This is a genomic window from Eubacterium sp. SB2, assembly GCF_001244405.1.
Taxonomy (GTDB): domain Bacteria; phylum Bacillota; class Clostridia; order Lachnospirales; family Lachnospiraceae; genus Faecalicatena; species Faecalicatena contortus_B.
In genome coordinates this window covers 597,642-617,823 of the sequence record NZ_LN865152.1, presented here as the reverse complement: position 1 = coordinate 617,823, position 20,182 = coordinate 597,642, and the positions used below count along the sequence as shown (strand labels likewise).

The window sequence follows — 20,182 nt, the reverse complement described above, 5'->3', positions numbered from 1 at the left end:
TTTAGTCGCGGTACGGATGGGGACGCTCCATGAAGGGATAGCCGAAAGCCTCCCCGTCCGTCGACAAGGCTGATCCTTGTGCGAAGCCTTTGCCTGGACGCAGGAGTCGTATCACGGAGAAATCCCAGCCGCGGTGATGGCGGCCTACCAGGAGAACCTTCTGCATAAGCTGCTGGGGCATTTGACTACAGCGGGGATGTGGTATTCTTTAAGTAATTGAATTCAATGATTGACAATTGAAGTGAAATCATCAATAATAGTGTTAGCTGTATTACAGCATACAAGAATCAAATGCATTCAATTAAAATCCCGACCCAATCTGGATTTATTATATGCATGACGAATAAAAAATTATGGAACATGGGAGGTAGCAGGATGGGGATTAAGCCGATAAAAAGGGTTAATGTAGGTGAACAAGTATTATTACAGCTAAAGAAGATGCTGATTGATGGAGAGTGGGCGCCTGGAAGCAAAATTCCATCAGAAAATGAATTGGCGGAGCTGTTTGAAGTAAGCAGGATTACTGTACGGCAAGCTTTGCAGAAGCTGAATGCACTGGGATTGATCGAAACAAGGCTTGGGGATGGTTCATATGTCAGGAATCTTGATATCGGAGATAGCATGAATGCTTTGATACCTGTTATGTATTTAGGAGACCAGTCAGATGCGCAGGTGTTTGAATTCAGGCAGATCATTGAAACAGGCTGCACAAAGCTGGCTGTGAACCGTGCAACGAAAAAAGATATCGAAGAACTAAAGATTATTTTAGCAGAAATGGTGAGCTGCAAAGATAATTCTGATATCAAAGGTTTTAGCAAGGCAGATTTAAAATTTCATTTTAAGATCGCCCAAATTACCAGAAATGCTCTTTTCATAAAAACAAATAGTATTTTGCAGGATGTTTTGGAGCAGTCAATGGATACTGTAATTGATAAAATGGGATTTGAGAATGGTATTTATTATCATCAGCAGATTATTAGAGCATTTGAAAACCGTAATGAGGAAGAGGCTGTAAAAATGATGAATGCACACATTGAAAAGAATTATGAATATTTCAATTGAAAGAGAAACCGAATACTAACAAAAATGGATTGTGCAATATGCCAAAAAATAGATTTGATAAAATAAATATATTGAAAAAAATGATAGTGTATGTTATATTTTACTCATACCTGTAATACAAGTATCAGCTAACAACAATCAAATAACAGATTGGTGTTCTGGAGCTATCGGTTCAAACGTTTGGCAGACTTATTGGTGAGAGTTTCACGGAAGGGAGGAGATACTTTTAGAGAAGGGAGAGATGTTTACAGAGACATGCAGATGATCTGAGTAAAGGTAACAGTTCGGGATAGCCGGAACTGTTGCGAGTTAGGGCACTTTTTAAAGGAAAAGGAGGAGAATATAATGAAAAAAAGAATGAGACGTATTGTAGCTTGTCTTCTGTCAGTCTCCGTATTAGTCGGGCTGTGCGCATGCGGAAGCGGAAAAAAAGAGGAAAAAGCGCAGGGAGATATTGCGGATGCAGGATATGACATTGATGCAATGGAAGTAGAAGAAACAACTGTAAAATTATATCATCGTATCAATGCTGACGGCGGAGATGCGGAGAGTGAGTATTTTATTGATAAGGTGAATGAGTGGAATGAATCCGATAATGGCATTACAATCGAACCGATTTTTATTATGAAAGAAAATGACTACCTCGACAGGCTTTCAACAGATCTTGCATCAGGAGACGCACCAGACATCTTTATGCAGTATGGTGGAACCAACTGCCTGGACTATGTAGAATCTGACATTGTATTAAACCTTGAACCATATTTTGAAGCTGATCCGGATTGGTACAATGGGATTGTAAAAGCAAATTGGAATATGGTCGATTATGGAAGATATGGGCATGAAGGTCTTTACGGTGCGCCATGGTCAGCATTTGAACTTCTTTTATACTATAACGAGGAATATTTAGAGAAATGTAATCTGGAAGTCCCCAAGAGCTGGGAGGAACTTGTAAACTGCTGTGAAGTGCTGAAGAACAATGGTTATCAGCCTTTTATGGTAGGAGAATCTGATAATTACCGGTATGGGCATCTCTTGAGTGCGATGGCGGTAAAGTCATATGGACCAGATTTTGAAAATGAGCTGGCAGAAAGAAAGTTTACATATGAAAGTCCTGAAATCGTCAGTCTGATTCAGGAGATTAAAAATATGCAGGACAAAGGATACTTTGGAGAAAATGTTTTAAGTGTTGACGTAAATGCAGAACGTTCTTATTTTGGCGCAGGTGACTGTGCATTCATGATCGACTTATCCAGGGGCGGGGCATTGCTGTCTGATTCCGAGTGCTTTAAAAAGCAGACAATCCATGCGACTAAGATACCATACTTTGATGCTCAATATGAAACGGCCAATATGGGAGGCGCTTCTCAGAACTATTTTATCTGTACAATGAATAAATCAGTAAACCAGATTAAAGCTTCCTTAAAAGTGGTGAAATGGCTGACAAGCCAGGAGTTTGTTGATGGTTTGGTAAAAGAGTATGCGAATACATATTCCGTAATTCCATCAGAAGGCATTATTGATAATTACATGTTTGAGGAGTGTAATGAGCTGATGTCCCAAACAGAGGCCTATGTTGCGGAACTGGCGCAGGCGAGTACGAATACGGCGGAACTCACAGTTGTAAGAAATGCCCTCCAGCTATTGGGAAGCGGTTCATCAGCCGAAGAGGTAAGCAAAGAGATTATGGATAACCTGGCAAATTACGAATAAGAAGAGAAAGGGCCTCCATGAAAAGTGTGGCTGCATGGCAGAAATGGAGGTCCTCTTTATAAAGAATTTGAATTGTGATATCCATTCCGGCTTCATTGGCTGAATGTATTCATATGAGGAGGAAAAGTATGAAAAGAAAGGACTACTGGATTGCTGCTGTGTTTTTACTTCCGGCAATTTCGCTTCTTGTTATATTTGTAATATATCCTATTATCAGTAATGCCATATTATCATTTCAGTCCTGGAATGGGATATTTAGTGTTAAAAAGTCTTATGTTGGTATAGAAAACTACAGATTCATATTTTCGGATAAAACGTTTTGGCGTTCACTGGGAAACGCAGGGATATTTCTTATAGTGGGCTTCTTTATACAGATGCCGCTATCATATGGCCTGGCTCTTCTGGTAACATCCAAGATCAGGGGAAAAAACCTTTTCAGAACCGTCTATTATCTTCCGGTAATTCTGGGGACTACGATCGTTGCTGTTATGTGGAAGAATCTTATTAACCCAAACTATGGGGCTATTATGGAGATTATTCGTAACCTGGGCCTGCAGTCTATGGATTTTGACTGGCTGAACACCCCGGGGCTAAATGTATGGATTGTCGCGTTAGTAAACTGCTGGAAGTCGGCTGCCTATAATATGCTGATTTTCTGTTCCGGCCTGGTGACAATTCCGGAAGCACTGAATGAGGCGGCAGTTATAGACGGCTGCTCGGCATGGCAGAGAATCCGCTATATAACGCTTCCTTTATGTAAAAATTCTTTTAAGGTCTATTCAATCTTATGTATTACAGGCTGTATCAAGCAATTTGATATGATTTGGGCTATGACAGGCGGAGGTCCGAATGCGGCCAGTTCCACCCCTGGAATCCTGCTGTATTTAAATGCCTATTCCTTTAAGCTGATGGGGCGCAGTGCAGCGATCGCAATGATACTCTTGATACTGGGAGTCGTTTTAAGTATCTGCTGCAACAAGATATTTAAGCAGGAAGAATATTGAAAGGGGGTATAAGGGTGAAAAGAAGAAGTTGGAAAAAACTGATATTATATGCAATAGCCGGAGTCTGGCTTCTTGCGACAATTATTCCATTACTGTATGTATTTATTTCGTCATTTAAGACAAATGATGAGATGTACCGAAGCGCATTGAATCTGCCGATACACTGGAAAATAGAAAATTATGTGGTGGCGAATGAGTTGGGACATTCCTTCCGTTCCATTGGGAATTCACTGCTTGTGGCATTGTCAACAACAGTAATAGAAGTAATCGTAGCAATGATGGCGGCCTATGCGATTTCAAGGAAAAGACATATTTTCTTTGCGAGACATGCTTACATGCTATTTGTGGTAGGAGTCATGGTACCGATCCATTCAACATTGATTCCGATATCATCTATGGCGGCAAGCTGGGGGCTGAAAAATAATTTTGCTTACCTTGTTTTAGTTTATGTATGCTTTAACCTTGCACAGGGAATTTTTCTGTTCACCGGATTTCTGGACTCTGTCAGCAGAGAGATTGATGAGGCAGCTATCATAGATGGGTGCAGTGATTTTCGGTTATTACGCTCTGTTTTACTGCCAATATGTAAGCCGATCATTGCTACAGAAGCGATTTTCTCTTTTATCTATGCATACGGCGAACTTGTTTTCTCACTTACGCTGATTTCTGATCCGGCCAAGTATACAGTTCCAAGGGCGATGCTGTCCTTTTGGGGAGAATTCTCGGCGCAGATGGGACCGCAGTACGCTTTTATTATTTTATCGGTTATTCCAGTCATTATTATATATGTATTATTCCATAATCAAATCCAGAGCGGCGTCATGTCCGGCGCAGTTAAAGGGTAGAAGGAGGAAAGGAAAATGGCAAGAGATCATTGGTTTAAGGACGCTAAATACGGATTATTTATTCATTGGGGAATTTATTCCATGCTTGGAGGCGTCTATAACGGGGAAAAGATTCCGTATGGGGCAGAATGGATTATGAAAAATGCGGAAATTCCTCTTCAGGAATATCGGAAGCTGGCAGAAACTTTTAACCCTGTGGATTTTGACGCAGAGGATATTGTACGAAAAGCAAAAAAGTGGGGGATGAAGTATATTGTATTTACAGCAAAGCACCACGACGGATTTGCAATGTACCATTCAGAAGTTTCTGATTATAACATTATGAACACGCCGTTTCGACGGGATCCATTGAAAGAGCTGGCAGAAGAATGCCGAAAACAGGGAATGATACTAGGCATTTACTACTCTCAGATGCAGGACTGGGAAGATGAAAATGGATGGGGGAACGAATGGGATTTCAAGCCGGATAAAGAGAAGGATTTTGAAAAATATTTCTATAATAAAGTAAAACCACAGGTGAAAGAGCTGCTTACGAATTATGGAGAGGTAGGAATTATGTGGTTTGATACTCCATATGTGATGCCGGTTCATCTATGTGAGGAACTGAGGGCGTATACAAAGAGCCTGCAACCAGACTGCCTGGTTAACGGGCGGATAGGGTATAAACTGGGCGACTACAGACAGATGTCGGATAATGAAATCCCGGTTCTTTCTTTCCCGGGTGACTGGGAGACTCCAATGACCCTGAATGATACATGGGGGTACTCCAGGGTAGATCATAACTGGAAGAGCGCTTCAGATGTGCTGTATAAATTGGTAGACGTAGTAGGAAAAGGCGGGAACCTGTTATTAAATATCGGGCCGGACGAGAAGGGGAAGGTTCCGGAAGGCAGTTGTAAAGTACTGGATGAAGCAGGCCGGTGGCTTGACCTCAATGGCGAAAGTATCTATAAGTGCAATTTAAATATGGACTTTCAGTATGAAATAAGCTGGGGGAGAGTAACCGGCAATGACAGCAAGATGTTTTTACATGTATTTAAATACCCCGAATTTCCGTATGAAATTCTTATTACCGGCTTAAAAACAAAGATAAAGAAAGTAATGATCTTAGACAATCGTGAAGAGCTGCAGTTTTTCCAAAGCTATGAGCCGGCGAGGGACGAATACAGATTCAGGGTTCTTTTGCCCAAGAATGGGAAGCTGGATAAGGATCTGGTTCTCTGTGCGGAATATGAGGGGGAGATTGAAATACAAAAATTAGAATAACGGTAACTTTTCAATAAAGGGCTGTACAGTCCGTACAAAAAATGTAAGATACGAAAGTATTGATGATCTTTAAAAGGGGGTTTGAAAATGAAATACAGTGAAGAGCTGATTAGCAGGCTTACTGAACAAGCAAAAGTATTAAGGCGTGATGTAATTATCAGTATGGGAATCGGGGTTGCGGGGCATATCGGAGGCTCCAATTCATCAGCAGATATTGTGGCGGCACTTTATTTTTATAAGATGCATTATGACAGCAGGAATCCGAAAATGAAGGATAGGGACAGATTCTTGCTTAGCAAAGGACATGTGGCTATTCTGCAGTATGCGGCTTTGGCTGAAGCGGGATTTTTCCCGGTGGAAGATCTAAAGAATACGAAAGAGATCGGTTCTTATCTGCAGGGGCATCCGGATGTCAGAAAGACACCCGGAATAGAGGCCGGAACCGGCTCGCTCGGGCAGGGGCTGTCGATTGGGCTTGGAATGGCCCTTGGGCTGAAAGCAGACAGCATAGACCGGAATGTATACGTACTGATTGGGGATGGTGAACTGGCAGAAGGGCAGATATGGGAAGCTGCAATGGCAGCAGGCTTTTATAAAGCGGATAATCTGATTGCGATTGTAGATAAGAACAACCTGCAGGCAAACGGCATCGTAAGAGAACGCATGGACTCCAATCCTCTGCCGGATAAATGGAAAAGCTTCGGCTGGAATGTACTGGAGATTGATGGCCATAATATGGTGGAAATTCTTACTGCCCTGGATGAAGCCGATCTGGAACGAGAACGGCCTACGGTGATCATTGCCAATACAGTTAAGGGAAAAGGCATCAGTTTTGCAGAAAATGTTGTTGGTTACCATAATGGAATGCTGACAGCTGAGACTTACGGGCAGGCATTAGAAGAACTGGCATAGAGGAGGATGGCTATGAGCTGTAAAAATCAAAGGATTGCTTATGGAGAAGCGTTAGTGGAGCTTGGAAGAGAGAATAAGAACATTGTAGTGCTGGATGCAGATTTGGGCGGGTCCACAATGGGAAAGATGTTTGAAAAAGAATTTCCGGACAGGCATTATGAGATGGGCATTGCGGAGGCTAACATGACATCGGTTGCAGCAGGATTAGCACAGACAGGGAAGATACCATTTACCAATTCTTTCGCTGTGTTTGCTGCAGGGCGGGCATTTGACCAGATCCGCCAGACCATTGCCATTGGGAATCTGAATGTTAAAATCTGTGGTTCCTCTTCGGGACTCTCCGATTTTGGCGACGGAGCGACTCATCAGGCGGTTGAGGATCTTGCAATTATGAGGGCGATTCCGAATATGACCGTCATCTCACCGGCAGATGCCAATGAGACAAAATCTGCCGTAAAGGCAGTTACTGAAATGGAAGGCCCATGTTATATCAGACTGAACCGAAATGACTACGAAAATGTAACGGAAGAGGGCGTGGAGTTTAAAGTTGGCGAGCCCACAGTTTTAAAAGAGGGAACCCAGGTGGTGGTTTTTGCTACCGGATATATGGTTGGGCTTGCAATGCAGGCGGCAAGGGAACTTGAGGATCGTATCTCTGTGAAGGTGGTCAATGTCAGTACCATAAAGCCTATGGATGCCAATGCAGTGATTCAGATTACAAAAGGCTGCAAAGGCGTAGTTACGGCAGAAGAACACAGCATCGTCGGCGGACTGGGGAGTGCCATTGCCGAGGTACTAAAAAAAGAATGCATCCCAATAGAATTTGTAGGAATAGAAGACACTTTTGGATGCAGCGCGCATAATTACCAGGACGTACTTGCATATCATGGGCTTACAAAAGAGCATATTATGACAGTGGTTGAGGAGATGGATATACAGGCAGCAGGGTAGATGCATACAAAAATATGGTTCAATGAGGATGGAGCGAAAGGAGTCTAACATGAAAATAGGATTTATCGGGCTGGGTATCATGGGAAAACCAATGGCCGCAAACTTATTAAAAGCAGGACATACAGTTGTTGTCTACGATGTAATAAAAGAAAACATGGAACAGATGGTAAAGTATGGGGCAATAAAAGGCGAGTCTGCGAAGGCGATTGCCGGGGAGTGTAAGATGATGATTACCGTTTTGCCAAATTCGCCTCATGTGAAAACGGTCGTTATGGGGAAAGACGGAATTCTCGAAGGCGCTTCGGCCGGAAGCATTTTAGTGGATATGAGTTCTATTGCACCCTTAGCTTCCCAGGAGATTTATGCCGCATGTGCAGAAAAGGGGGTTGAAATGTTGGACGCCCCTGTGTCCGGAGGTGAGCCAAAGGCGGTAGATGGAACATTGTCAATCATGGCAGGAGGCAAGAAAGAAGTATTTGAACAAGTATATGATATACTGATGACGATGGGAAATAGTGCAGTATACTGCGGGGAGATTGGCGCGGGGAATACAACAAAGCTTGCAAATCAGATTATCGTTGCATTAAACATCGCGGCTGTTTCCGAGGCCTTTATGCTTAGCACAAAAGCGGGTGTTGATCCGGAAAAAGTGTTTGATGCAATCAAAGGTGGCCTGGCTGGTTCTACGGTCATGAACGCGAAAATCCCAATGATTATGGAGCGGAATTTTAAACCAGGTTTTAAAATCGATTTACATATTAAGGACTTGAACAATGCCTTGGATACAGGCCATGAAATCGGAGTTCCGCTTCCCTTAACAGCCAGTGTGATGGAAATGCTTCAGAAGCTTCATGCCGATGGGCATGGACAGGAGGATCACAGCGCCATAGCAAAATATTATGAAAAGACAGCGGATGTATGTGTTAAGGCCAAGGGAGGCATTCAAGAATGAACGTAGGGAAAAATCTGGAGAAGATGTTTTCATTAGAAGATAAAGTAGTAGTTTTTACCGGGGCAGCGGGCGGAATCGGCAGCGCCATTGCATTGGGCATGGCATGTGCCGGCGCCCGGATTGCTCTTTGCGATATAAATGAAAACCTGCTTTCAGATATTCAAAATAGAATAACAGAAGCGGGCGGTAAGGCATCAAGCTATTTGCTGGATGTAACAAATAAGGACTGTGTAACAGAATGCATCGATAAGATCGGCAAGGCTTATGGTCAGATTGATGTGCTGGTAAACTGCGCGGGGATCAATAAACGGGAAGGGTTTATGGATGTCAGGGAAGAGACGTATGACAGGATCATGGATATTAACCTGAAGGGTGTTTTTTTGGTGACCCAGGCAGTGGCTCCATTTATGAAAAATCAAAGAAAAGGCAGCATCATTAATATTGGTTCCCATAATACGGGAAGTATCCTTGGCGGCTGTTCTGTATATGGCGCTACAAAGTGCGGTGTTCTGTCCTTAACGCGGTCTATGGCTGTAGAATGGGCCAAATACAATATTCGGGCTAATTGTGTAAGTCCCGGACATATTCAGACTGCGTTGACAGTGCCTACCTGGGAGCATCCGGAACGCTCCAGGTATTTGCTGGAAAGGATTGCCTTAGACCGGCCGGGATATCCTGAAGATATTACAGGTGTGTGTATCATGCTGGCATCGGATGCATCTTCTTACATTACAGGGACAGAAATTCGGGTTGACGGAGGGTGTATCGCCGGAGGACAGCCCTGGGACTATGATACGGAGTTTTAGTTGTGGCCATGGAATTCCCCGCAATCCGGACAGGGCAGCGGAGAACATAAAATATAGAGGAAGCGGGTTTCGCTTCCTCTATTTCTATCTTATTTAAATGTTTTTATCCGGCAGAGTTATACACTCGCTATGCTCTCAATCTGTCGATCAGCACTTCTTTTCCATAGCCAAATGCGCCTTCCATCTGGCAGACATTTGCTGCAAATTCTGCAGCCTTTACAATGCTGCCGGTAAGGGCCTCTTCCCGATCTGCGCCGTGCTTTACTGCATCCAGATATCCAACCATGAATGTCGTTAGTAAGGAGTCCCCTGCGCCCATTGTATCCACAACCTTTTTAAGGGGCGCCGCTTTCTGCGTATAGAACTTCCCGTCTGAATAAAGCATACAGCCCTGCGCTCCCCGGGATGCGCATACGATTTCCGGCCCAAGTGCCGCTACTTTTTTTAAATGCTGCCGAACCTCTTCATCCGTTCCGTCAAATGAACAGAAGGCATAGGTTACGAGGGGAGCGTTTTTTTCATAATACTCATCAGTTGAATCATCCGAGAAATCAAACGATAGCGGAATACCGGCCTCCTTAATCTTAGATAGCTGGCTTTCCATGTAACAGTAGTTTCCACAGTGAACCAAATCAAACTGTGCCAGATATTCCAAATCAAACTCGTCCAATTCGTAGATGTGCCTGCTTCTTACGCCGCCTTCGTTATAATCCAGAAACACCCGGTCGCCATCTTCCAATTTGCAGCGGGAATACCCGTTTTCACCGTGAATCTTTTTGCATTTGACCAGTTCGATCTCTTCCGTGCGCAAAGCGGAAATCACATGATCCGCATTCAGATCATCGCCGAAATATCCCATGTATGCGCTTCTGCGGGCGCCGAACATTTTTGAGTATACTGCAAAATTCACACAGTTTCCTCCGGGATATTGTGTGTTCGTGTGCGTATAGATATCTACCACATTATCTCCAAATCCTACTACGCTAACATCGTATTTCATGATTTTAACCTCCAATTCTGTGAAGAGGGGTCAGACCCCTTTGCCATTAAAACGGGCATCCCGGAATCATTGGATGATCTCCGGGACAAGCCGTGTTATTTAATATTCCACTACCCCCATATATCTTCTCATATCCAGAGGATGTCCGGTTTTATTTTGAATTGCTGTTCTGTACAATACACTCATCTCATAGAACAAAGGAGGATTGAAGTAGTCCACGCATTCAGGGTCAATCCCTTCAAGTCCGCACTCCGCCGCATCGATAATTTCATATTTCTTTGCATATTTATCCAGAAATGCCTTGGCTCTCAGATCAATTTCCCGGGTTTTGCCGACAGACATCATCAAAATATATAAGTGGTCTTCATCTGTAACCTCAAACGGGCCATGGAAATATTCCGCCGAATTCAGGTAGCAGCAGTCCATCCACTGCATTTCCTGCAGCGAGCAGATAGCAAAACCGTAAGACTGTGCATATGCAGCTCCCGAGGACATGATATATAGAAACGGCGCCTGATAATAGTGTTCAGCAAAATTCCATGCTTTGTTCTGATATTTCTTTGTGGCATCCCTGATGATCCGGTCACACTTAATAATACCGTCTTTCATAGCCTCATACAGCTTATAGTCCGGTTCCTGGCGGTGGATCAATTCATTTAAAACCGCATAGGTTATACACATAGGTTTATCCTTCTGCAATGTCTCGTCGATCCATTTATATACAATTGCATGGTATTTGCTGTCTGCGCATTTACTATCGGCGTCATGCGTATAAGTAATGACAAATGCCCCTGCATCGGCGGCCGCATCGGCGGCTTCCACAGTTTCCGGCGTATTTCCTCCGTGTGAGCAGATAAAGACTAACGAGTGGCTGCCCAGACGCTTAGGCGGTGTCAGAACAAATTCTTTGCTTGGAATCCACTCCCCAACCATGGTAACGGATTCTTTATTTACAAAATAATTACTGGAGTATAAATCAATAAGAGAGCCTCCGCATGCGACAAAATAGACCTCTGTAATTCTGCCGTTTTTATTCTGGATCTCATCAACCATCTTACCTGCATCAAAATCTTCTATAAACATTATACAAAATCTCCTTTTATATGAACATTATTTTCCTGTAACACTCATTTTTTTGATTCTTAATTTCATCAGCATAGCCATAATGATTCCGATTACAGCGGTAACCATTAAAAAGCCGAAAATCATTTTGTAAGCCCCATTTCCGTATGTATCCATCCATCTTCCGAAGATTGGAAAATAGAAGAAGTCAGGAGCATAGCCAAGCACGGAACCAATGCCGATTACGGTGCCGGTGTATGCCGCTTTAAACTTACATTCTTTTAAACCGGACCAGATGACGCCGTACAGCATCATCGCCACTGCTGCGGGAAGCAGAGAGACAAAAGTTGCTGCGCCGGAACTTACTGTACCCGGCATGATCATAACGCCTGCATAGATAATAATCATGGCTGTAAATGCAGTGACATACCATTTGTTTGCAGACTTAAAAATTTTGTCAATGACATATCCGCCGAGAGGACAAAGCAGATTCATTAAATTACTCCGTACAATGCTGATTAAGGATGAATTTACTAAAGGTACTCCCAGGACATCTGTCAGGTATGGGGAGAAATAAGACAAGCTCGTATACAAACCATAAGCACAGAGTACCATGATCGAAAACATCCAGGTCATAGGATTCTTTAATACCACCCCAATATGCTTAATCTGGAATGTGTCATCCGGATTATCAGATTTTACCTCTTTCTCCTTGAAGAAGACCAATAGTAAAAAGAATGCGATCAGGGTTCCCACTGCCATAACCCACATTGCAATAACAAATGCTTTTGTCTCATCACTGCCGAATCCGCTCGCCCAAAGGCAAATCGCATTCAAAATTGCGGAAATGATACCCGATGACGCATAGTAGATCCCATAGCAGGTTCCCTGGTTTTCTTCTGTGCCAATCATACCGACCCCCTTTGTGATTGCACACCAGAATACAAAATTGGTTGTCAATCCGGCAAAGAACCAAATGACACAAGCAATTTTAAAGTCCATTGTAAGCGCATAAATGATGATCAGCACAAAAGACCCTAATATTGAGAGCAGCATTGCTTTTTTCACTGAAATTTTATCTGCCAGGATTCCCCCCGGAATCATTGCAGCCATCATTGCAAAGGAATATGCGGACATCAGAACTCCTGACTGTTCATTTGTAATTCCCATTGCCGCAATCTGCTGATCATAAAATACATATCTTACATAGGGGAAACAGTACATGATTGCGTTAACAAATCCAAAAATAAATAACATTAATAGTGTTCGAGCACCTAACTTTCCTTTTTTTGATTCTGACATAATGAACCTCCCTTTTATGTTCTCATTCCTTATTTTTCAGCTCTGCTGATCTGCCCGCAGGGCATGCATGATGGGGTACCCTTTGGGTATATACTGTTTTTCCATTTACTATGGTTTCCTTTACCTGGACATTCAGCATCTCGTCCATCGGAACTGTAAACAGATCACGATCAAAAATCACGATGTCTGCCTTTTTCCCGGTCTCTAATGTGCCAAGCTCATCCTCTCTTTCCATGGCAAACTGACTGTTCACAGTCCAGGCGTCGAGCATCTCTGAAATAGTCAGGCCATTCTGGGGATTGATCTGTTTTTGCTTATCACTGCCGAAATTAGCACATCCGTAAAATATAGATTCCGGTATGCTGGGAATCAGTAATGGCAGATCCGTTGCACCGCACAACCGTACTCCATGGTCTGCCAGAGAACGGTAGTTTAAATACCGTTCCTGACGGGCGCCTATCACATCCCGATAGGCATTGACATAGCCGTCATAAGTATCAAGCGCATATACCTGCGCATAGATCTCACCGAATGCCCCCATTTTGGCCATTCGTTTTTCATCCTCCGGTTCAGTCAATTCCAGATCTGTAATGCCGTGCCGGTTTTTGAGGCGTCCGTTGATATGCTCACACTGGTCGTAAATGTTTAAGATCTCGTGGAATGCACCGTCCCCTTCGGAATGGAGCGTAAAGCGCAGGCCGTTTTTATCGGCCAGAAGCACCTCTTTTTCCAGCTGCTTATAGTCAATGTCCTTGTTACATACGCTGTCTGTCCCTTCGTACGGCTGACGAAGATGGCCTTCCATTTTTAATATCAATCCATCAGTCATCTGGTTAAAACCCGAAAACCTTACATAATCCCCTTGGAATGTTTCCTTCATTTTCAGGCCGAATTTAATATCAGCGGGCTTTCCGACGGGCTGGGACATGAAGGAGATTCTCAGTGTCAGTCTCTCATTCTTCTCCAGTTCCTTTAAAACGTCTGTGAAACCATAGAAATCGTCAAACCCCATTTCTTTTACAGATGTAACTCCGCGGCTGTTAAGCAGCTTCATATAATCTTCGAGCTGCCGGTCGATAAACTGTCTGTCATTCAGATAGAGCCCCATGATCCTGTAAAGAGCCTCTGCATGGCAGTGTTCCGGGTCAAAACCGAAAGCCTGTCTTGCCCTTTGGTTCATTGCACAAGTTCCGTGGCCTGGCGCAAAGAGAACAATCGGGGTGTCCTGTCCGATCTCCTCCAATATGGTATCGACACTGCTGTTGTGAAGAAAACAGCTCTCCAGATGGTTGCCGAACAGGGCCCCTTTCCCGGCTGCAGTTTCCATATGATATTCCAGGCAGTTTCTCAGCTCTTTCAGTGTTTTGCAGTGGGAAAGATTTACACCAAGACTGTCGATGACGTATCCGGTAAAGAATGTATGCGTGTCCCCGAATCCGGCACAGATCGTGCCGTCTTTACAGTCTTGTACCTTCAGCCCCCCGGCGGTATAAGCGTCGGGCAGCTTTCCTTTTCCTACTTCACTTATGCGGCCATCCTTTAATACAATATAGCCCTGGTATGGTTCTTTTGAAACAGAATCATATATGCTTGATGAAACCAGAATTCTATCACATGCCATATCCATTTACTCACCTTCCTTTCACAAATTCATCATATCATTATATTACGATATAATCAATAGAGGATCTGTAATGAAATGAAATTTGTCATCATGAACAAGGAATTGCTTGTTTAAAAATAATTTTTTGTCACTTACTCACATTTTTTGTTATAATGTATACCATATTCGTATTGTAATGTTATAATGAATATGATAGAATTGTTGCATGAAATATAATGATATAGTTGAGGTAATAAGATGAATATTGAAAATAGTACAACGCGTCCACTCTTTGAAAAGGTTAAAGACGATATCTCTGTCAGGATAAAAAGCGGAGAGTATCCTGCCGGATCGAAGATTCCCACAGAGGTCGAACTAATTAAACAATACGATGTGAGCAGGATCACCATCCGCCGTGCGATTGAAGAACTTTGCAAAGACGGTCTTCTTGTTAAGAATCAGGGGAAGGGCACCTTTGTAAAAGAGCGGAAGATTTTCCGTAAAATAGAGCATAATATGAGTTTTTCAAATTCCTGCATTGTGAATGGCATGACCCCGTCGGCTGTAGTTACCCAGAGAACGGTTCTCACGAAGAACTCACCCGGACGGGTACCGCATCCAAGACTTGACCAAGATGCCATACTATACATACAGCGCGTCCGCTATGCGGATGAGATACCTGTCATGTTGGAAAACAATTATTTTCCTTTTACCCAATATGCATTTCTTCTCACGGATGATTTGGAAGGGCCGCTGTATGATTTGTTAAAAAGCCATGGTATTATAGTGGGATGTTCCCAGAACTCCTATATTGATGCATTAAAGGCGGATTCGAAACAGGCGCAGCTTTTAAAAATTGCTCCTGGCGATCCGTTATTCCTTCTGTATACAGAGATATACGATACCCAGAATCAACTAATCTATATCGGGCAGGAGTATATTGTTGCATCCAGGTACCGGTTTAATTATGAAAATGCATAACGGGAAGTTTAAATATAAGAGTTCAGGCAGGCCTGAACTCTTACATTTAATTACCTTTATCATATTTTGCGCTTTTCGCGGCTAACTGGATCTGCTTTAACAGCTGCTTAGGCGTGGCCTCCCCGGTATCAATCTGCTGCAGGCCGTTTAAATAAGTCTGCGCGATTTTCGGATCGAGTTCCGTATCTAACCAGGGGGTTGTAGAAGGTGAGGTTTTTATATACTTTATGCCTTCTATTAATGGTTCGATGTCTGTATATTGGCCGATATTTTCAAACAGGTCTGTTGTAGCATTTACCCAATAGCTGCTCTCTAAATAACGTAAAGTGTTCTTTTTAGAGAGTATATACTGCAGGAACCGAAAGGCCTCTTCGGGATGTTTGGTTTTACTGCTGACAGCATAGCCGTCGGGTGTTCCAGTGATAATGGACTGATTTCCTCTTGCCCCCTCTATGGTGGGAAAGGGGAAGATCCCCAAGTTATTTTTTGTAAATTCTGCATCCATCTCCATAGAATCCGCGATGGTAACATATTGGTCGTATACCAGTGCGCAGTCTCCGTTAATCAGCCCGGAATAAGAAAAGCTCCAGTCATAAGCTGCCGTGTCTGCATTCATATATTGGTGAAGATCTTCATAAATTGTAAGCGCCTGCAGATAACCCGGATCCGAAAAAGAACCATCCTCTAATGAATAGTCAGCTTTTAAGGTCTTTTCAGGAACACATTTCTGGTTTAATGTTGTTAAATAATGCGCGCCTGCATAAGGATCGGAGTTTCCGAAATAAATCGGAGTGATCCCGGCCGCTTGTATTACCTCCAGCTGCTTTAAAAACTCCTCGTATGTGCCGGGCGGGGACAGTCCAAGCTTTTTGTATACTTCTTTATTATAAAACCATAATTTGGCGTCGATTTTCAGCGGTATGCCGTAGATCCCGCCCTGGTATTGAAAGGCCGCCGTCTGCCCTGGCACAAGTTCTTCTAAAGTTTGGTGCTTTTCCATATAAGAAGACAGGTCCAGCACTAAGCCTTCTCTTACAAACTTATTCAGGTATTCGTCACCCCAGGTAAAGAATATATCCGGCGGGGCGGACGAATTGATTACGGTCTTTATTTTCTGCTTATAAGACGAATTTGTAGCCGTAATTACATTGATCTTTATGTCTGGATTTTCCTTTTCAAACGCTCTAATCATCTCCTCTGTGGCAGACTTCATCGGTTCCATCGTCCACCGGTGCATGAATGTTAACGTGACTTTGTCATCCTGTTCAGCGGGTCCGGCGCAACCCGCCAGAAACATGGTAAATACTAGTATAAGAGTTAATTTTATTCTTCGTTTCATATCTTGGATCCCCCTATTCTTTCACGCTGCCCACTGTAAGCCCGGCTACAAAATATTTCTGAAAGGCAATAAAGAGCACAAGCACAGGCACAATTGCCAGTACGATACCCGACAGCAGAACCACCCAGTCCGTGTATAAAGCCTGTGAAAATGACATCAGGCCGATCGGGATCGTATAATACTTTTCCGTACTTATAAAGTTTAAAGAGAAAGTAAACTCATTCCAGGTATATATTAAATTTAATAAAAGACACACGGTAACCGCAGGCCTGCATACAGGCAGCATGATTTTCCTGTAAATTCCAAAACTGCTGCAGCCATCCAGAACAGCCGCTTCCTCCAGTTCTTTCGGAAAGGAAAGAAAAGCCGGGAACAGCAGGAAGATTGAAAACGAGATCCGGAATGCGAGTATGGGAATAATCATAGCCCCATAGGTGTCGTATATTCTTAGATCTCTGAGCAGATGATATAAGGGAAGTACCGCAGTCTGCGGAGAAACAAACATTCCTCCCAGAAGTATCCCCAGCAGTATCTTTTTATACTTAAAGTGGAATCTGGTAACTGCATAAGCCGCCAGTGTAGAAACCACCAGAATTAAGATAACCGTAATTACAGTGACGATGATACTGTTAAGATAGTATAAGGATATGCCTTCTTTCCATGCCTGCAGATAGTTTCCAATCTCAGGATGTCCGGGCAGTGAAAATGTATTATTATAAAACTCTTTATTTGTTTTCAAAGAATTGGACAGAATCCAAAATAATGGGTATATAATTGATAATGAAAATAGTATAAAAATAAAATATAAAACAAACTGTTTCAAATGAAACTCAGATTTTTTCAGCATAATGTACTCTCCATTCACTCTTGAACTGTTTTCCTTTGTTTATCAGATAGATTGAGGAAATGACCTGCAGGCGGATCCCGACATACGTATCAGTTCTCGTTTCCAAACCCACTGATATTCATCTGCAGAAATGCCAGTACGACGGTAATGATAAGTATCAGGTTTCCGATGGCGGAGGCATACCCGAATTTGTCGTAGGACCAGGCAGCCGTATACATGTAGTTTCCCAGAGTTTGAGTTGCATTGCCAGGGCCTCCTGCCGTCATTACCTGAATTTCATTGAAGACCTGCATTGCCCAGTTGAGTGTAATGATGATCACAATCGTGATCGTATCCTTTATCTGCGGGATGATAATGTATCTTGCCTGCTGCCAGAATCCGCAGCCATCTAACTTTGAAGATTCTAAAACTGCCGGAGATACCCTCTGAATCCCCACGATGATCAGCATAGCCGCATAACCGGTGTACTGCCATTGGCTCATGGCAATGATTGCGTATAAGGCAGTATGTGAATTGCCCAGCCAGCCAGTCGCAAGTGAGTCAAAGCCCAAAAATCTGAGAAGGCTGTTCAGCAGGCCGATATCCGGCTGATAGATAAAAGTAAACAACGCGCCTATTACTGTAATGGAAATAATAGAAGGGATAAAAAATAAAGTTCGGAAGAAAACGTTTCCTCTTTTTATAAAGCTGCTTTCCAGAAACAGTGCAATCAAAAGGCCGCCGCCAACCTGAAACAACAAAGACCAGAATACATAAATAAAGTTATTTTTTAAAGCAGTCCTGATAACCGGATCCGCGAACAGCGATCGATAATTGTCTAAGCCGATAAAACGTTCATGAACCGAAAATGCACTCATGTTATAAAAACTGTAAATCACATTTTTTACAACCGGATAATAGACGAATACGATCAGTAATAAAATTGCGGGCATAACAAAAACATATTTTATTTTATTTCTTTTAAGCATTCTTACTCCCCTCTCAAATATAACGTTATTACATAATATTATAACGTTATATATCATATTTATCTATCGTGATTGTGTACAATTTTCTATCACTTTTTTTATGGATATTTTCAAAACAAATATAAAAATTAGTGTAAGGGCTTCCAGACTCCCGGCAAAAAAAGGAATAATAGTTGCGTGAAACAAACCGGGATACATTGTGCTTTCGGTTATTTTGCTATATAATGGAAATAACAGTTGTATGGAATTACGGTTTGAGTGCATATAGGACATGCAAGTGAATGAGCGGATTTTTGGGGGAAGAAGATGAAGAAGAATACTAGGAAGCAGATTCTTGGCTGCAGTACTGCAGTCATTTTTATGGCGGCACTCTGGATCGGGGGATGCGGGGGAAGCCAGAAGCCGGAGATCGAGGTGGCACTCTGGAACTTAAACCTGCATGACGGCTTTTATGCCGACTATATGGAAGCGGTAGATCGTCAAGTACCGGATGTGAAAATACACTGGGTTAAGGGCGAAAGCGCGCTTGGCTATTATCAAGAACTTGCTGAGGAGGGGAACCTGCCGGACATCATAACTGCCCGCAGGTTTTCGATGAAGGGAGCGCTGGAGCTTAATCCCTACCTTATGAAGTTGACGGGATCAGAGCTGACCTCCTCCTATTACGATATTTATCTTGAGAATTATAAGACCAGTGAGGGGGAGGTGTTCTGGCTTCCCATGGCGGGAACCGTAGATGGAATCATAGCAAACAGGGCGCTGTTCGAGGAATATCAAATCCCGATTCCACTGGATTTTGAGGGATTTGTTTTTGCTTGTCAGGAATTTGAAAGATACGGTATCCGTGCATATTCATTGGATTTTTCCGCAGACTACAATTCCATGCATTTTTTGCAGGGAATGGGGATCGAAAGCTTATGCTCAGTGGATGGGATTGCATGGAGGAAAGAATACGAGGAGGGCAGGACAGACCAGTTAGATAGTGCGGTATGGATGCCTGCCTTCGAGAAGATGGAGAAGCTGATCAGGCAGGGGGTTTTGAAGCCGGAGATGATCAATTACGAAGACAGTTTTGCCTACGATGATTTTGCAGAGGGAAGGCAGGCGATGACCAACATTAGCAGCGAGAGTATCTCACGCCTGCTTCCGGGGATGGATCTGGAAATTCTGCCATATTTTGGGGATAAGCAGAATTTTTTACTTACTTATCCGATCTTCAATGTCGCAGTAAGCAAAAAGGTGGAGGAGAGTGAGAAGAAAGAAGAGGCTGCTTGGAAGGTTCTGTCTGCAATGGCGTCAGAAGAGACCCAGAAGCTTCTGAACAAGCATACCGATGGACTGGTTCCATACCAGCGGGATATTTCTTTTGAATATACGGGAAGCATGAATATGGTGCAGAACTACCTAGAGACGAATAGCACCTATGTCCGCCTTGCAACAGACGAGTTCTTTACGGCTTCCAGGGACACAGTTGTCAAGATGCTGGAGGAGGAACTGCCTGCTTCGATCGCGCTGGACTTGATGAACGAGAACCTGCGCCAATTACAAGAAAAGTGAAATAACGGGGAAGCC

General features: G+C 43.1%; 18 protein-coding genes. 11 read left to right on the top strand and 7 right to left on the bottom strand.

Annotated features, from left to right (window positions below; genetic code table 11):
* The first annotated feature begins 375 nt into the window (after positions 1 to 375).
* From BN1938_RS10305 to BN1938_RS10265, 9 genes are all read left to right on the top strand, one after another.
* A complete protein-coding gene (locus tag BN1938_RS10305) occupies positions 376 to 1,062 on the top strand; it encodes a FadR/GntR family transcriptional regulator (RefSeq protein WP_050640502.1) in 687 nt (228 codons plus the stop codon).
* Between the two features lie 345 nt (positions 1,063 to 1,407).
* Positions 1,408 to 2,772 (top strand): ABC transporter substrate-binding protein, encoded by a 1,365-nt coding sequence (locus BN1938_RS10300; protein ID WP_050640501.1) that lies wholly within the window; start codon positions 1,408 to 1,410, stop codon positions 2,770 to 2,772.
* Between the two features lie 128 nt (positions 2,773 to 2,900).
* On the top strand, positions 2,901 to 3,776 hold the full coding sequence (locus BN1938_RS10295; protein WP_050640500.1) for a carbohydrate ABC transporter permease: 876 nt from the start codon (positions 2,901 to 2,903) through the stop codon (positions 3,774 to 3,776).
* 14 nt (positions 3,777 to 3,790) lie between these two features.
* Positions 3,791 to 4,621, top strand: a complete 831-nt coding sequence (locus BN1938_RS10290) for a carbohydrate ABC transporter permease (RefSeq protein ID WP_050640865.1) — start codon at positions 3,791 to 3,793, stop codon at positions 4,619 to 4,621.
* A gap of 15 nt (positions 4,622 to 4,636) precedes the next feature.
* Positions 4,637 to 5,887, top strand: coding sequence for an alpha-L-fucosidase (locus tag BN1938_RS10285; RefSeq protein ID WP_050640499.1), 1,251 nt, complete (start codon positions 4,637 to 4,639; stop codon positions 5,885 to 5,887).
* A gap of 87 nt (positions 5,888 to 5,974) precedes the next feature.
* Positions 5,975 to 6,799: a transketolase gene (locus tag BN1938_RS10280; protein WP_050640498.1), complete on the top strand. Its 825-nt coding sequence runs from the start codon at positions 5,975 to 5,977 to the stop codon at positions 6,797 to 6,799.
* Positions 6,800 to 6,811: 12 nt separating this feature from the next.
* Positions 6,812 to 7,750 (top strand): transketolase family protein, encoded by a 939-nt coding sequence (locus BN1938_RS10275; protein WP_050640497.1) that lies wholly within the window; start codon positions 6,812 to 6,814, stop codon positions 7,748 to 7,750.
* Between the two features lie 28 nt (positions 7,751 to 7,778).
* Positions 7,779 to 8,702, top strand: coding sequence for a 2-hydroxy-3-oxopropionate reductase (gene garR, locus BN1938_RS10270; protein ID WP_148487165.1), 924 nt, complete (start codon positions 7,779 to 7,781; stop codon positions 8,700 to 8,702).
* A complete protein-coding gene (locus BN1938_RS10265) occupies positions 8,699 to 9,508 on the top strand; it encodes an SDR family NAD(P)-dependent oxidoreductase (protein ID WP_050640495.1) in 810 nt (269 codons plus the stop codon). Before garR ends, BN1938_RS10265 begins: the two co-directional genes overlap by 4 nt.
* Positions 9,509 to 9,635: 127 nt before the next feature.
* Here BN1938_RS10265 and BN1938_RS10260 read toward each other — a convergent pair whose 3' ends face one another.
* The 4 genes from BN1938_RS10260 to BN1938_RS10245 all read right to left on the bottom strand — a co-directional run bounded on the left by BN1938_RS10260 (position 9,636) and on the right by BN1938_RS10245 (position 14,499).
* Positions 9,636 to 10,508: a PfkB family carbohydrate kinase gene (locus BN1938_RS10260; RefSeq protein WP_050640494.1), complete on the bottom strand. Its 873-nt coding sequence runs from the start codon at positions 10,506 to 10,508 to the stop codon at positions 9,636 to 9,638.
* Between the two features lie 99 nt (positions 10,509 to 10,607).
* A complete protein-coding gene (locus BN1938_RS10255; protein WP_050640493.1) occupies positions 10,608 to 11,591 on the bottom strand; it encodes a sugar isomerase in 984 nt (327 codons plus the stop codon).
* A 27-nt stretch (positions 11,592 to 11,618) separates the two neighbouring features.
* Entirely contained in the window at positions 11,619 to 12,872 is a 1,254-nt protein-coding gene (locus BN1938_RS10250; protein ID WP_050640492.1) for an MFS transporter, read from the bottom strand.
* 22 nt (positions 12,873 to 12,894) lie between these two features.
* Positions 12,895 to 14,499: an amidohydrolase gene (locus BN1938_RS10245; RefSeq protein ID WP_050640491.1), complete on the bottom strand. Its 1,605-nt coding sequence runs from the start codon at positions 14,497 to 14,499 to the stop codon at positions 12,895 to 12,897.
* Positions 14,500 to 14,733: 234 nt separating this feature from the next.
* On the opposite strand from BN1938_RS10245, the gene BN1938_RS10240 reads away from it, so the two are divergent.
* A complete protein-coding gene (locus BN1938_RS10240; RefSeq protein WP_050640490.1) occupies positions 14,734 to 15,456 on the top strand; it encodes a GntR family transcriptional regulator in 723 nt (240 codons plus the stop codon).
* A gap of 46 nt (positions 15,457 to 15,502) precedes the next feature.
* Here BN1938_RS10240 and BN1938_RS10235 read toward each other — a convergent pair whose 3' ends face one another.
* The 3 genes from BN1938_RS10235 to BN1938_RS10225 form a co-directional block, all read right to left on the bottom strand.
* The gene (locus tag BN1938_RS10235) at positions 15,503 to 16,795 is read right to left on the bottom strand and encodes an ABC transporter substrate-binding protein (RefSeq protein ID WP_050640489.1); all 1,293 of its coding nucleotides are present in this window, start codon (positions 16,793 to 16,795) and stop codon (positions 15,503 to 15,505) included.
* 13 nt (positions 16,796 to 16,808) lie between these two features.
* Positions 16,809 to 17,642 carry a carbohydrate ABC transporter permease gene (locus BN1938_RS10230; protein ID WP_050640488.1) on the bottom strand — a complete coding sequence of 278 codons (834 nt, stop codon included), beginning with the start codon at positions 17,640 to 17,642 and terminating at the stop codon, positions 16,809 to 16,811.
* Positions 17,643 to 17,731: 89 nt separating this feature from the next.
* Positions 17,732 to 18,610: a carbohydrate ABC transporter permease gene (locus BN1938_RS10225; protein WP_050640487.1), complete on the bottom strand. Its 879-nt coding sequence runs from the start codon at positions 18,608 to 18,610 to the stop codon at positions 17,732 to 17,734.
* 306 nt (positions 18,611 to 18,916) lie between these two features.
* Between BN1938_RS10225 and BN1938_RS10220 the strand changes: the two genes are divergently transcribed.
* Positions 18,917 to 20,167, top strand: coding sequence for an ABC transporter substrate-binding protein (locus BN1938_RS10220; protein ID WP_050640486.1), 1,251 nt, complete (start codon positions 18,917 to 18,919; stop codon positions 20,165 to 20,167).
* The last annotated feature ends 15 nt before the right edge of the window (positions 20,168 to 20,182 follow it).